At 67.1% G+C, this 13,458-nt stretch carries 16 protein-coding genes; 9 read left to right on the forward strand and 7 right to left on the reverse strand.

Going from position 1 to position 13,458, the window contains the following annotated elements; genetic code table 11:
* Window positions 1–75 precede the first annotated feature (75 nt).
* On the forward strand, window positions 76–1,014 hold the full coding sequence (locus HH110_RS09590) for an RluA family pseudouridine synthase (RefSeq protein WP_019182886.1): 939 nt from the start codon (window positions 76–78) through the stop codon (window positions 1,012–1,014).
* A 125-nt stretch (window positions 1,015–1,139) separates the two neighbouring features.
* Here the strand turns inward: HH110_RS09590 and zupT are convergent, their stop codons facing one another.
* From zupT to HH110_RS09605, 3 genes are all read right to left on the reverse strand, one after another.
* Window positions 1,140–1,949 carry a zinc transporter ZupT gene (gene zupT, locus HH110_RS09595; RefSeq protein ID WP_176989452.1) on the reverse strand — a complete coding sequence of 270 codons (810 nt, stop codon included), beginning with the start codon at window positions 1,947–1,949 and terminating at the stop codon, window positions 1,140–1,142.
* A 107-nt stretch (window positions 1,950–2,056) separates the two neighbouring features.
* The gene (locus HH110_RS09600) at window positions 2,057–2,476 is read right to left on the reverse strand and encodes an energy transducer TonB (protein ID WP_176989453.1); all 420 of its coding nucleotides are present in this window, start codon (window positions 2,474–2,476) and stop codon (window positions 2,057–2,059) included.
* A 4-nt stretch (window positions 2,477–2,480) separates the two neighbouring features.
* Window positions 2,481–2,822, reverse strand: a complete 342-nt coding sequence (locus HH110_RS09605) for a 4a-hydroxytetrahydrobiopterin dehydratase (protein ID WP_176989454.1) — start codon at window positions 2,820–2,822, stop codon at window positions 2,481–2,483.
* Between the two features lie 90 nt (window positions 2,823–2,912).
* Here HH110_RS09605 and HH110_RS09610 point away from each other — a divergent pair, with 90 nt between their 5' ends.
* On the forward strand, window positions 2,913–3,512 hold the full coding sequence (locus HH110_RS09610; RefSeq protein ID WP_176989455.1) for an NfuA family Fe-S biogenesis protein: 600 nt from the start codon (window positions 2,913–2,915) through the stop codon (window positions 3,510–3,512).
* A gap of 9 nt (window positions 3,513–3,521) precedes the next feature.
* On the forward strand, window positions 3,522–5,285 hold the full coding sequence (locus HH110_RS09615) for a hypothetical protein (RefSeq protein WP_176989456.1): 1,764 nt from the start codon (window positions 3,522–3,524) through the stop codon (window positions 5,283–5,285).
* 108 nt (window positions 5,286–5,393) lie between these two features.
* Here HH110_RS09615 and HH110_RS09620 read toward each other — a convergent pair whose 3' ends face one another.
* Together HH110_RS09620 and HH110_RS09625 are read right to left on the reverse strand one after the other, a co-directional pair.
* On the reverse strand, window positions 5,394–5,840 hold the full coding sequence (locus HH110_RS09620) for a barstar family protein (RefSeq protein ID WP_176989457.1): 447 nt from the start codon (window positions 5,838–5,840) through the stop codon (window positions 5,394–5,396).
* The gene (locus HH110_RS09625) at window positions 5,837–6,310 is read right to left on the reverse strand and encodes a ribonuclease domain-containing protein (RefSeq protein ID WP_176989458.1); all 474 of its coding nucleotides are present in this window, start codon (window positions 6,308–6,310) and stop codon (window positions 5,837–5,839) included. The genes HH110_RS09620 and HH110_RS09625 overlap by 4 nt, the downstream gene beginning before the upstream one ends.
* Window positions 6,311–6,577: 267 nt before the next feature.
* Here HH110_RS09625 and HH110_RS09630 point away from each other — a divergent pair, with 267 nt between their 5' ends.
* A complete protein-coding gene (locus HH110_RS09630) occupies window positions 6,578–7,189 on the forward strand; it encodes a superoxide dismutase (protein ID WP_123730769.1) in 612 nt (203 codons plus the stop codon).
* Between the two features lie 73 nt (window positions 7,190–7,262).
* Here HH110_RS09630 and HH110_RS09635 read toward each other — a convergent pair whose 3' ends face one another.
* Complete coding sequence (locus HH110_RS09635) at window positions 7,263–8,051, reverse strand: endonuclease/exonuclease/phosphatase family protein (RefSeq protein WP_241696496.1); 789 nt, start codon at window positions 8,049–8,051, stop codon at window positions 7,263–7,265.
* 235 nt (window positions 8,052–8,286) lie between these two features.
* Between HH110_RS09635 and HH110_RS09640 the strand changes: the two genes are divergently transcribed.
* Both HH110_RS09640 and HH110_RS09645 read left to right on the forward strand, forming a co-directional pair.
* Entirely contained in the window at window positions 8,287–9,849 is a 1,563-nt protein-coding gene (locus HH110_RS09640) for an oligopeptide:H+ symporter (protein ID WP_176989460.1), read from the forward strand.
* Window positions 9,850–9,856: 7 nt separating this feature from the next.
* The gene (locus tag HH110_RS09645) at window positions 9,857–10,480 is read left to right on the forward strand and encodes a rhomboid family intramembrane serine protease (protein WP_176989461.1); all 624 of its coding nucleotides are present in this window, start codon (window positions 9,857–9,859) and stop codon (window positions 10,478–10,480) included.
* A gap of 167 nt (window positions 10,481–10,647) precedes the next feature.
* On the opposite strand, the gene HH110_RS09650 is transcribed toward HH110_RS09645, so the two are convergent.
* Complete coding sequence (locus HH110_RS09650) at window positions 10,648–10,827, reverse strand: hypothetical protein (RefSeq protein ID WP_019182899.1); 180 nt, start codon at window positions 10,825–10,827, stop codon at window positions 10,648–10,650.
* A 212-nt stretch (window positions 10,828–11,039) separates the two neighbouring features.
* Between HH110_RS09650 and HH110_RS09655 the strand changes: the two genes are divergently transcribed.
* The 3 genes from HH110_RS09655 (at window position 11,040) to cfa (ending at window position 13,395) form a co-directional block, all read left to right on the forward strand.
* Window positions 11,040–11,342, forward strand: a complete 303-nt coding sequence (locus HH110_RS09655) for a GNAT family N-acetyltransferase (RefSeq protein WP_176989462.1) — start codon at window positions 11,040–11,042, stop codon at window positions 11,340–11,342.
* A 65-nt stretch (window positions 11,343–11,407) separates the two neighbouring features.
* Window positions 11,408–12,262, forward strand: a complete 855-nt coding sequence (locus tag HH110_RS09660) for a DUF3298 and DUF4163 domain-containing protein (RefSeq protein ID WP_176989463.1) — start codon at window positions 11,408–11,410, stop codon at window positions 12,260–12,262.
* A 14-nt stretch (window positions 12,263–12,276) separates the two neighbouring features.
* Window positions 12,277–13,395, forward strand: coding sequence for a cyclopropane fatty acyl phospholipid synthase (cfa, locus tag HH110_RS09665; protein WP_176989464.1), 1,119 nt, complete (start codon window positions 12,277–12,279; stop codon window positions 13,393–13,395).
* Window positions 13,396–13,458 lie beyond the last annotated feature (63 nt).

Genomic DNA, 13,458 nt, shown 5'->3' on the forward strand with positions numbered 1-13,458 from the left:
TATCTCGCCCGCCGAGTGTAACAGAATAAAAGGCCAATGACCGTTACCGAGCCCACCCCCAAAGCCGCTGAAGCCATGACCAGCGTACGTATCATCACTGTCCCGGCCGACCGCGCCGGGCAACGCCTGGACAACTTCCTGCTCGGCCAGCTCAAGGGTGCACCGCGCAGCCTGATCTACAAGCTCGTCCGCAGTGGCCAGGTCCGCGTCAACGGCGGCCGCGCCAAGGCCGAGCGCAAGCTCGAGGGCGGCGACGAAGTGCGGGTTCCGCCCGTCCGTCTCAACGAGGAGGGCGACAAAGCCGGCCCGCCCGCCGCGTTCATGAAACGACTGGAAGATGCCATCGTGTTCGAAGACGATCGGCTGCTGGCGCTGAACAAACCGTCGGGCGTGGCCAGCCACGGCGGCAGCGGCATCAGCTTCGGCGCGATCGAAACCCTGCGCGCGCTGCGCCCGGGCAAGACCCTGGAGCTGGTCCATCGGCTGGACCGCGACACCTCGGGCCTGCTGATCGTGGCCAAGAAGCGCTCCGCCCTGAGCGAGCTGCAGGCGCTGCTGCGGGAAGACCATGGCGCCGGCATCCGCAAGCGCTACCTGACCCTGCTGGCGGGCCGCATGCCCGATGGCACCATGACCGTGGACGCCCCGCTGCACGTGGGCCTGCGCCAGGGCGGCGAGCGCCATGTCCAGGTCAACCCGATCGGCAAGGAGTCGATCAGCCACTTCAAGGTGCTGGAGCGCAAGGGCGGGCATTCGTACTGCGAGGTGCGGATCGAAACCGGCCGCACCCACCAGATCCGCGTCCACGCCCAGCATCTGGGGCATCCGGTGGCCGGTGACGACAAGTACGGCGATCCGGACGTCAACAAGCGGCTTCGTGAGCAGATCGGGCTGAAGCGCCTGTTCCTGCACGCGGCCTCGCTGGAGTTCGCGCTGGACGCGGGCAAGACGCCGTACCTGATCAATGCACCGCTGGCCGAGGAGCTGGTCGAGGTGTTGAACCGGTTGAAATAGTGTCGGCGTAGGCCGCAGCGACGGGGTAGGTACCGACCGTTGGTCGGTACGCGCCCACGCCAATCACCCCAGGCCGGCATGACCAACGTTCATGCCCTACCGCTTCCCGCCCACACGGGCCAGCCTCACCACTTGAACAGCACCAGGCTGATCGCCAGGCTGCCCATGCCGGCCACCAGGCCGTACACGGTCTCGTGGCCCTTGGCGTAGCGCTTGGCCGCGGGCAGCAGCTCATCCAGCGCCAGGAACACCATCACGCCCGAAATGATCCCGAACACCCAGCCGAAGGTGGCGTGGTTGAGCACCCCGGACAACAGGACATAGCCGATGGCCGCGCCGATCGGTTCGGCCAGGCCGGACAGCAGGCTGGCGCCGAACGCGTAGAACTTGTTCTGCGTGGCGAAGTACACCGGCACCGCGATCGCGATGCCCTCGGGGATGTTGTGGATGGCGATGGCAAAGGCCAGTGGCATGCCCACCGACGGGCTCTCCAGCGTGGCGAAGAACGTCGCCAGGCCCTCCGGGAAATTGTGCGCGGTGATCGCCACCGCGGTCAGCAGGCCGACCCGCTTGATGTAGGCCTTGTTGTTGTCGCGGAACAGCGGATCCTGCTTGTCCAGGCTCTCGTGCGGGTTCGGGATCAGGTGGTCGATCACCACGATCAGCAGCACGCCGACCAGGAAGGCCGCAGTGCCGTAGGCGAAGCCCAGCCGGGCGTCATAGGCCTGGGTGAACGAGTCGATCGCCTTGTTGAGGATCTCGGTCAGCGAGACGAAGACCATCGCGCCGCCGGCAAAGGCCAACCCGAACGCCAGCAGGCGCGGGTTGGGCCGGCGTGAGAACAGCACCATCAGGCTGCCCAGCGCGGTGGCCAGGCCGGCGGCCAGGGTCACCGCCAGGGCGATCCATACGTTTTCACTGGAAATATCAGGCATCCGCCGACGCGTCCTTGTAGAAGTGCAACGCGCCCCGGGCAGCAACACCGGGGCGCGGATCAGGGGGCACGAGGCTTGCGGCGGCTGACCTCAAGACAACGCGGCGATCAACCGCCGCGACGCAGCCGTTCTTCGACCGCGAAGCACTGGTCGGGCTTGGGCTGCGGCGGATTGAAGCTGACCGGCACCTGGATCGTGGTCGAGACGGTCTGCCCGGCGCGGGTAGCGGCCTTGAACTGCCAGGCCTGCACGGCCTTCTGTGCCTGCTCGTCGAGCTGGGCGTTGCCACTGCCGCTGGCGAGCTGGACCTGGCTGGGCTGGCCGTCGGCCGCGATGGTCACCTTGAAGGTGCTGGTGCCGCCGATCCCCTGGCAGGCCAGTTCGATCGGGTACTCCGGTGGCGGCGTCTTGACCGCCGCGACCTCGGTGGGGGCGGCGACCGGGGCGGCCGGTTCGCCGGGCGTCTTGTTGCAGCCCGCCAGAGCGACCAGGGCAAGGCTGGACAGTGCGATGTACGGCAGTTTCATGGGCTTACTCCGTCAGGGCCGAGGCTTTCGCCGCGCAGATGAAGTCGTTCTCGCTCAGGCCACCCACGTCATGGGTGGAGAAGCGCACCACGGCGCGGTCGTAATGCACGCCCAGGTCCGGGTGGTGGTCTTCGCGATGGGCCACCCAGGCGAGCGCGTTCACGAAGGCCATGGTGCCGTGGTAGTTGTCGAAGCGGAAGGTACGGGTCAGCGCCTGGCCGGCCTCGGCCAGCTCCCAGCCCGGGACCTGGGCCAGCAGCTCGGTGACCCGGGCGGCGCCGAGCTTGTGGTCGCTTCCTTTGCGCGGCACGCAATGGGCTTGGGCCAGCGGAATCAGGTCGGCCATGGGTTCCTCCACATCTGGATGACTGAACAATGCGCGGTCGGGTGTATAAACCGAATGAGCGCATAACAAGGGATTGGCTAGAATAGCCCGATGATCCAGATATCCGACACTGCCCAATCCTATTTCCGCAAACTGATCGAGCGTGAGGCCGTGCCCGGCATGGGCGTGCGCCTGACCGCCGTCGATGCGGGTACCCCGCGCGCCGATGCCCGCCTGGAGTTCGCCGATCCCAGCGAACTGCTCGGTGATGAGTGGGCGGTGGACTGCGATGGCTTCACCCTCTACGTGGCCGCCACCAGCGTGGCCTGGGTCGATGGCGCCGAGATCGATTTCGTCACCAATGCGACCGGCAGCCAGCAGCTGACCATCAAGGCGCCCAAGATCAAGGGCGAGGCGCCGACGGAAGGTTCCTCGCTGGTCGAACGCGTGCGCTGGGTGGTGGAGAACGAAGTCAATCCCCAGCTGGCCTCGCATGGCGGCAAGGTCGCGGTGCAGGAAGTTTCGGCCGAGGGCGTGGTGCTGCTGCGCTTCGGTGGCGGCTGCCAGGGCTGCGGCATGGCCGACGTCACGCTCAAGCAGGGCATCGAAAAGACGCTGATGGGCCGCGTGCCCGGCATCACCGCGGTGCGCGACGCGACCGACCACGACAGTGGCGACGCGCCGTACATTCCCCGCGGCACGGCTGCCTGATCGCACTGCGTGCCACTGCGCCGGGCTGACGACATCCTCGATTGGCTGCTGGCTCGCCAGCCGGACAAGCGCATTCTCGAAAAAACCACGGGCCTCCCTTACGGGTGGGGCCTGTGGCTGCGTGCGTTGTCGCCGCTGCCGCGGCCGTTCCGCGCCAGCGAGGTGCTGGCCGAGCTGGCCCAGCGCGCGCCTGTTGCACACGGCGGACGCCTGCCGGCGCTGAGTTTCGCCCAGGCGATGCGTCGCCTGCTCTGGCAGGGCTGGGATCCGGCGCCGCGCGACCAGCGATGGATGCGCTGGACCTCGGCGGTGATCAGCGCATTGCTGCATCTGATGTTCGCCCTGTTGCTGCTGTGGGTCGCCTTGATCCGGCCGCCGAGCGAACCGGAGCAGGGTGGCGAGAGCGGGCGTGTGCAGGTGGCCTTCGTGGGCCGCGGCACCCCGCAACAGGAGGAAGGCGGCCAGCCGGCCGCCGAACCGGCGACCGCGGAAGCCGCCCGTGCCGCAGCGGCCGACAGCGCCCAGGCGGTGGCTCCGGCCGGTGCCGACGCGCGTGAGCCGTCTGCCTCGGCGCCGCAGCCCGTCGCCGCGCCTGCACCGCCCAGTGAACCGCAGCCGGCGCCTCCCGCGCCGTCGACACCCGCGGTGGAGCAGCCTGTGCAGGCGACCGAGGTCGCCCAGGCCACGACCGATTTCGTGGTGCCGCCGACCAGCGTGCCGCGCACCGAAGTGCGTGTGGTGCCACGCGACCCGCAGGACATCGCCGTGCGCGAGCGCACCGTGGTGACCGTGGAAGCACCGACGCCGCGCAGCACCGTACCCACGCTGCGCCCGGCCGAACCGCAACTGCGGACACCCGACGTCACCGTCCAGGAGCGCCAGGTCACCGTGGTCGAAGCACCCGCTCCGGCCGTTACGGTGCCCGGCCCGCGGGTGGATGCCACGGTCCCGCAACGCGAACTGCAGGTGCGTGAGCGCGAGATCCGGCCAGTGACCGCACCTGCGGTGACGGTGGCGACGCTGCCCGCGCGCGAGGTCACCGTGCCGGGCCGATCACCGGAGGTCGCCGTGCGCGAACGCGCGGTGCCCAATGCCGCGCCACGCCCGGAACCCCCTTCGCCGACCGCGGCAAGCAGTACCGCGACGGCCCCGGCAGCGTCCCGTGCCAATACCGCCGCCAGTCCTGCCGCCAGCGCGTCGAGCACCAGCGCGGCCAATGCGACGCGTGCGCCGGCCCGGCAGACGGCAGCAGCGCCGGGCAGCTGGGCCACGCCGAACCGTGCGGACGACTGGGGTGCGGCCAACCATCCGCAGGATGCCGATCTCAATGGCCGGGCCGTGAGTGCGACCCAGGGCAACGGCGGCAGCCTGTTCAAGGCCGATGGCAGTGTGCGCGTCCCGGGCCAGGCCGGCGCCGGCAATACCGAGCGCGGCGCGCCCGGTGGCGACAAGGACGGCTGGAGCAAGGAGCGCATCGCGCAGTCCGGCACCTGGCTCAAGCGCCCGCCCTATGACTACACCCCGACCTCGTTCGACAAGTACTGGGCACCCAACGAATCGCTGCTGGCCGAATGGGTCCGCAAGGGCATCAAGGCAGTCGAGATCCCGATCCCCGGCACGAGCTCGTCGATTTCGTGCGTGATTTCCGTCCTGCAATTCGGCGGTGGTTGCGGCCTGAGTGATCCGAACATGCAGGACCAGCCCGCCGTCGCGCGGCCGCCGCCGGACATCCCGTTCAAGAAAGAACTGCAGGAAGACAACGGCAGCCGGTAAAGCGATGCCTCGGCGGCGGGTAGAGCCACGCATGGCGTGGCTGTGTTCCAGCCGGGTGTCACGGCGCCTCGCAGCCACGCATGGCGTGGCTCTACTGGAAGCTGGGCGTTACGGTGCGGCGTCTGCGTCCAGTTCCACGTCCGCATCCTGCAATGCGACGAAGGCCCAGAACGGCACGTTGCTGTCGCTCCAGTAGCGGCTGGCTTCGTCGAGCACCTCCAGCAGCGTGTCGAACTCCGCGCCGGCCTCGCTGCGCAGCGCATCGGCATCACTGAAGAACAGCGCGTAGCCGTTGGCCGGCAGCCAGGCCAGGTCGCGCAGGTTGTCGGTCAGCGCATCCCAGTTGCCGCCGAAGCCGGTCGGGAAGTCCAGGCGCGCGGCCAGTCGCATCAGCAGCGTGCGCTTGTCCTGGCAGCCGGCCAGGTCGATCTGGATCACGCGCAGGCCGGCATCGCGCATCGCCGCCGACAAGGGGGCGACATCGTCATTGCCGATCGCATAGATGCCTGCATTGTTGATGTCGTGCAGGCCCAACTCGAATCCGTCATGCGTCATTGCCAGCTCCCGGCAGGTGGAACGTCGAAACTGCGGAACGTTTCATAGTGATCATCGGTATAGAACCAGCCAGTAGGGGGTGTGCCGCCGGTGACGATGCGCCGCGCGCCGCGATTGCCGGCGCCGGGCGTGTCCACCGTGTATTCGTGGTAGTAACCGCGCGGTCGCTGCGGCAGGCGTTGTTCGCGGTTGCTGAAAATGCTGCCGTCCTGCCGGTGCGGGAACGGGCCGCCGCGCTGGATCAACGCGATGGTGTCGCGCGCTTCGGCGGGCAGGAACGGGGGCAGCGGATCGCGCGCCGCCTTGTGCGCCGCTGTCGATGACGCCGTTGCACCGGCGGCCGGCGCACTGTCCGGCTGGGTCAGCGACGGGGCGAACTGCGGCGCGGGCGGGCGCTGGGCCAGCTTGATGGCGGCCAGGCCACCGACCAGCAGCACGATGGCGATCAACAACAGCAGCGGCTTGCGCATGAGGGGCCAGGGACGATGGGCGAGGGGTCTACTCTACTGCGATCATCGGCCTGCACGGTGAGGCCCAGCCGAACAGGCGTGTTGCACTGCGATCGACGCCGTGCCGCCTGCGTGTGCCGTCACTTTCACGTAACGGTCCCGACACGCGATCGACCGCGCAGGACGAAGTTTCCTTTACATGGCCCTTGGTAAGCTTGTCGGCCATCCCCATCATCGACACCGCAACGCCCGGTCTTTGCCGGGCGAGTGAGCTACCAGGAGAACCACATGGCCTATACCCTCCCCAAGCTGTCCTACGCCTACGACGCGCTCGAGCCGCATATCGACGCAGCGACGATGGAAATCCACCACACCAAGCATCACCAGACGTACATCAACAACGTCAACGCAGCGCTGGAAGGCACCGAGTTCGCCGACCTGCCGGTGGAAGAACTGGTCAAGAAGACCAAGTCGCTGCCGGAGAACCTGCAGGGCGTCGTGCGCAACAACGGCGGCGGCCACGCCAACCACACCCTGTTCTGGACCGTGATGTCGCCCAACGGCGGCGGCGCTCCGGTGGGCGATGTGGCCAAGGCCATCGATTCGCAGCTGGGCGGCCTCGAGAAGTTCAAGGAAGCCTTCACCAAGGCGGCCCTGACCCGCTTCGGCAGCGGCTGGGCCTGGCTGAGCGTCACCCCCGACAAGAAGGTCGTGGTGGAAAGCAGCGCCAACCAGGACAGCCCGCTGATGGACGGCAACACGCCGATCCTGGCGCTGGACGTGTGGGAACACGCGTACTACCTGAAGTACCAGAACCGTCGCCCGGAATACATCGGCGCGTTCTTCAACGTCGTCGACTGGAATGAAGTCGAGCGTCGTTACCAGGAAGCCATCGCCTGATCGGCACGGTCACCTGACACACGAACGGCCAGGCAGCGATGCCTGGCCGTTTTTCGTTGGGACGCCGCCCGGCTCAGGGCGCGCCGGTGCTTTCCGGGGTCTGCAGGCGCAGGGTGGCCATCGTGCCCAGACGCATCGCCGTGGCGTCACCTTCGCTGGCCGGCAGCTTGATGCTGTCCTGGCGGATGCCGCCGAAGTGCTTGACCTGGAACAGCACATCCAGCCCGTGGCCCCGTGCCGCGCCGGCCAACGAGGGCGGGTCCACGCGTTCGCCCGGGTTCTTGCGGGCCGGCTGGAAGCCCGGCGTGCTGCCCACCAGTTCGGTGATCTCGGCGGAAAAATCGCCCGCGATCAGCGAGGGCAGGCCGTCGGCGGTCGCGCCGATCCAGGTCATCAGGTCGCTGGTCTGGTGCCGGCGGATCTGTGCATCGTCCGGCTCCGGCCGCAGCCGGGCGACATAGATGTTGATCAATTCTTCGCGCAGCTTGACCCGCAGCATGCCCGCCGCGCTGAACTGCCCGGGCGGATGCAGCAGGGTGACCGCATCATCGGTCACGGGCAGACGGGTGAGCATGGCACTGCCGTGCCGCAGCGGCTGGCTGGGCGGGTCGGCGGTGACGAAATCGCAGCTGTAGCGCAGCCGGCTGGCCAGCCAGCAGGCCGGGTTGCGGCCCTGGGTCTGCTGTACACGCTGCACCGCGATCACGTCCGGCTGCATCGATTCGAGCAGCTGCAGCACCTGGTCACGGCGTTGCTGCCACTGCGCATCGTCCAGGGTCGGCAGCTCCAGCGTCGCGATCTTCAGCGAGGGCAGGGCGTCTTCGGCCTGGCGCGCATGTGCCAGGGCGGCGGGGGCTGTCATCAACAGGAGCAGGATCCAGCCTGGCCAACGTCGGGTCCCACCGGTGATGTGCGTGCGCATAACGATAAGTTTACGCTTCCGCCGTCGACGATCCGTGACATGGGCCGACCCTGGCGGCGGTCCCTGATCGGCCTGCCATGTCCGGCAGCGGCTGTCATGCAGCTGTGCAGCGTGCGCTGGGGTAGGGCGTTCCGGTAATCTTGGTCCTTTCGTGTTCGCAGGACAGCCCCACAGGATGAGCAATATCGCAGCCGCCAGCGCCGGCAAAGGCAAGATGCCGCGCCAGATTCCCTACATCATCGGCAATGAGGCCTGCGAACGCTTCAGCTTCTACGGGATGCGCAACATCCTGGTGCAGTTCCTGATCACCTCGCTGCTGCTGCAGGAGATCACCGCCGATGGCCGCGCCGGCGAGGCGAAGGACATCATGCACAGCTTTATGATCGGCGTGTATTTCTTCCCGCTGCTCGGCGGCTGGCTGGCCGACAAATTCTTCGGCAAGTACCACACCATCCTGTGGTTCAGCCTGATCTACTGCGCCGGCCACGCCTGCCTGGCCATCTTCGAAGACAGCCGCCAGGGCTTCTTCGTCGGCCTGGGCCTTATCGCGCTGGGCGCCGGTGGCATCAAGCCGCTGGTCGCCTCGTTCATGGGCGACCAGTTCGACCAGAGCAACAAGCACCTGGCCAAGGTCGTCTTCGATGCCTTCTACTGGATCATCAACTTCGGCTCGCTGTTCGCCTCGCTGCTGATTCCGCTGGCACTGAAGAACCTCGGCCCGGCGTGGGCGTTCGGCATCCCGGGCATCCTGATGTTCGTGGCGACCTTCGTGTTCTGGATGGGCCGCAAGCGCTATGTACTGGTGCCGCTGCCGCCGAAAGACCCGCATTCGTTCGGCAATGTCGTGCGCACCGCGCTGTCGGCGCAGGTGCCGGGCAAGGGCCGTCCGGGCCGTACGCTGGCGATCCTCGGTGCCGTGCTGGCGGTGGCCTCGATGGGGCTGGTCGGCAGCCTGGGCATCGTGATCTGCCTCTGCATCGCGCTGGTCCTGCTGCTGGCCGGTATCGGCGGCGGTACCTGGATGCAGCTGGACCGCGCCCGTGCGGTGCACCCGGCCGAAGCGGTCGAGGGTGTGCGCTCGGTGCTGCGCGTGCTGGTGATCTTCGCGCTGACCACCCCGTTCTTCTCGCTGTTCGACCAGAAGGCCTCGACCTGGGTCCTGCAGGGCCAGCAGATGGCCATGCCGAGCTGGTTCACCGCTTCGCAGATGCAGGCGCTGAACCCGCTGCTGGTGATGATCCTGATCCCGTTCAACAACCTGGTGCTGTACCCGATGCTGCGCCGCTTCGGCTTCGAGCCGACCGCGCTGCGCCGGATGACCGCCGGTATCGCCTTCAGCGGGCTGGCCTGGATCGTGGTCGGCGGCATCCAGGTGATGATGGACGGCGGCAACGTCATGTCGATCTTCTGGCAGATGCTGCCCTACGCGCTGCTGACCTTCGGTGAGGTGCTGGTCTCGGCCACCGGCCTGGAGTTCGCCTACAGCCAGGCGCCGCAGGCGATGAAGGGCGTGGTGATGAGCTTCTGGAACCTGACCACCACCATCGGCAACCTGTGGGTGCTGCTGTCCAACGCAGCGGTGCGCAACGATACGGTGACCCACCAGATCGCCAGTACGGGATTGAGCGAGGCGGCGTTCCTGATGTTCTTCTTCGCCGGCTTCGCGTTCCTGGCGGCGTTGGCCTTCGGTTGGTACGCCAAGCGCTATCGTATGGTCGACAACTACCGCACCGCCTGAGCCTGACATGACCCCAGTCAACCTGCTGCTGATCGCCATCACCATCATCGTGTCGTGGATGGCGTTCAAGAACCGCGCGCTGGCCGACCGCCTGATCCTGTGGCCGCCGGCGGTGGACCGCAACCGTCAGTACGACCGCCTGATCACGTACGGCTTCATCCATGCCGATCTGTCGCACCTGGCGTTCAACATGATCACGCTGTTCTTCTTCGGCGGCTTCATCGAACAGGTGATGCTGCAGTTGAGTGGCAGCCACCTGACCTATCCGGCGTTCTACCTGGGCGCGTTGCTGGTCTCGATCCTGCCGAGCTACCTGAAGAACCAGAAGAACCCGAACTACCTCAGCCTGGGGGCGTCGGGTGCGGTCTCGGCGGTGCTGTTCGCCTTCATCCTGATCAAGCCGTGGTCGATCATCCTGGTGCTGTTCATTCCGGCCCCGGCGATCATCTATGCCGTGTTCTACGTGGGCTACAGCATCTGGATGGACCGCCGCGGTGGCGATCGCATCAACCACAGCGCGCACCTGGCCGGTGCAGCCTTCGGCGTGCTGTTCATGCTGGCCATGCAGCCGAGCATCTTCAGTCACTTCCTGCGTGAGCTGAGCAACCCGACTTTCAGCCTCGGCGGGTGAGTCGGGGGTGTACCGACCAACGGTCGGTACCTACGTCGTGGCGCCGGGGGCGGTTGTACCGACCAACGGTCGGTACCTACCGACGGGGGTCGATGCGTCGTCGCGCCGGGGGGTAGCTCACGACCGTTGGTCGTGAGCACGTCTACCGGTCGTGAGCACGTCCACCGTCAGGCGGCCTTCTTGCCGTCCACGCCATAGGTGCTGAGCAGCCGGGCATAGACCTCGTGGTTGATCTGGTCGAATTCCCAGCCCTGGGTCTGGCCGTTCACGGCCAGCTGGAACAGGCCTTCGAGCAGGGAGCTGTCGGCATCGCCGTGGGCGGCGGGGGCAGGTGCGGTGTTGTCCATGCGGACCTCCGGAGAGCGGGTGCGTACAGGCAGGTCTTCGCAAAAGCCATGCCAGCTTTCACGCCCTGTCCGAATCCGATATCGGCTTGAGCCGCCCAGGCTTTAGGGCGGCAAGTGACGCGCCGCGTCGCTGCTTGCCCCTGTTCAGGCTTCACGCGATCATGGCGGCCGGCTGCGCACTATCGCTGCAGTCGCCGCAGGAGACACCGCTCATGGCTTCGGTCACGCCGCCCGGACTGGCTTACGAGGTGGAGCACGATCTGGCCAATCACCGGTTCCAGGCCCGGGTCAAAGGGCATCTGGCACTGCTGGATTACCAGATCAAGCGCAAGCGGATGGTCATCACCCACACCGAGGTGCCCGAGCCGATCGCCGGGCGCGGGGTCGCGGGCGAACTGACCAAGGTGGCGCTGCGCTACGCGCGCGACAACAAGTTCAAGGTCGTGCCGGCCTGCGCATACGCCGAGGCGTTCCTGCAGCGGCATGAGGAGTACGACGACCTGCTGGTCCGATGAGGGCAGCGGGTCATGCTTCAGGGATGGCTGATCATGATGGTGGGTTACAACAAGGGGATTTCAGGATGAACATCGCAGGAAACCGTCGCGCGCTGCGCGCCAGCGCGTTGGCCTTGGCTATGGGCGTGGTGCTGGTGGCAGGCTGCAAGCGCGACGGCGACACACAGGCCCCGGCGACGCCGGCCGACACCGCTGCCGAGCCGGCCGCGCCCGCGGTGGCGCCCGAGGCGCCGCTCGAGCTGCGCGACGTGATCGAAACCTCGCCGCAGGCCGTGGTCGGGATCACCTACCCGCCGGACATCGCCCGTTATCCGGGTCTGGCCAAGGCGCTGGGTGGCTACGCCGACAGTGCGCGGGCAGAACTGCAGCAGGCGCTGGACGGGTTGGGCAACGACAAGCCGACCATGCCCTATGAGCTGTCGCTGACCTTCGAGAAGGTCCTGGAAACGCCGCAGCTGGTGGTAGTGACGGCCGATGGCAGCCGCTACACCGGTGGCGCCCATGGCGAGCCGCTGGTGGCGCGCTTCGTGTGGCTGCCGGAGCAGCAGCAGATGCTCACCGCCGACAAGCTGGTGGCGGACGCCAAGGGCTGGAAGGCGATCAGCGATTACGTGGCCGATCAGCTGCGCGAGCGCGTGGCGACCCGGTTGAGTGGCGATGAAATGGAGCCGGCGCAGATGCAGGAATCGCTGCGCAACGCGAGCCGGATGATCGCCGACGGCACCGGGCCGAGCGCGGACAACTTCAGCCAGTTCCAGCCGCTGACCGGTTCCGACGGGCGCATCTCTGCGATACGCTTCGTGTTCCCGCCCTACCAGGTAGGGCCGTACTCGGACGGCACGCAGACCGTGGACGTCCCGGCCGCCGTGTTGGTGCCGCACGTGGGTCAGGACGTCGCAGGGTTGTTCGCCCGGGGCTGATCGACGGAGGCGATGTGGACGCTGGGCTGCAACGACGGGTCACAGGGTTGCTGCATGAAGCGGGGGTCACCGTTGACGGTGACCAGCCGCAGGACATCACGGTGCATGACCCGCGCTTCTACGCGCGGGTCATGGCGCAGGGCTCGCTGGGCCTGGGCGAGAGTTACATGGACGGGCACTGGGATGCCCGCGCGCTGGACGACTTCCTCTTTCATCTGATGCAGGCGCATCTGGACGAGCGCGTGCACGGCTGGCGCGACCTGGCCGATGCGCTGAAGGCGCGGGTGTTCAACCTGCAGGCCGGGGCGGGCAGTTTCGAGGTCGGCCGGCGTCATTACGATCTGGGCAATGATCTATACGAGGCGATGCTGGGCCAACGGCTGGTCTACAGTTGCGGTTACTGGCGCGAGGCCACGGACCTGGATGCGGCGCAGGAGGCCAAGCTCGATCTCATCTGCCGCAAGCTGGGGCTGCGCCCCGGGCAACGGATTCTCGATATCGGCTGTGGGTGGGGCGAGGCACTGAAATTCGCGGCGGAGCGCTATGGCGTGTCCGGGGTGGGGGTGACGATCTCGCAGGAACAGGCCGAGTATGCGCGGCAGCTGTGCGCGGGCCTGCCGATCGAGATCCGGCTGCAGGACTACCACGACGTGGAGGAATCGTTCGACGCGATCCTGTCGGTGGGCATGTTCGAGCATGTGGGCGACAAGAACTATCGCGGCTACTTCGAGATGGCGCGGCGCTGCCTGCGACCGGATGGGCTGTTCCTGCTGCATTCGATCGGGAGCAATCTGTCGCGGCATCGCACCGATCCTTGGATCGCGAAGTACATCTTCCCGAACTCGATGCTGCCCTCGGCGGCACAGGTAACCGAGGCGCTGGAGGGGCTGTTCGTGCTCGAGGATTGGCACAACTTCGGCACGGATTACGATCGGACGCTGCAGGCGTGGCGGACCAACATCGAAGCAGCGTGGCCGCGGCTGGATGCGCAGCGCTATGACGAACGGTTCCGCCGGATGTGGCGGTTCTACCTGGCCGGTTCGATGGCGAGTTTCCGCTGCCGGCATGCGCAGTTGTGGCAGTTGGTGCTGTCGCCGAACGGAGTGCCCGGCGGGTATGTGGCGCCGCGTTGAGTGAGCCATGAAAAACGCCCGGCAGTGCTGGGCGTTTTCCGTACAGCGCGTCGTTGGAACGGA

The sequence above is a fragment of the Stenotrophomonas sp. SAM-B genome, from assembly GCF_013387485.1.
Lineage (GTDB): Bacteria > Pseudomonadota > Gammaproteobacteria > Xanthomonadales > Xanthomonadaceae > Stenotrophomonas > Stenotrophomonas maltophilia_AA.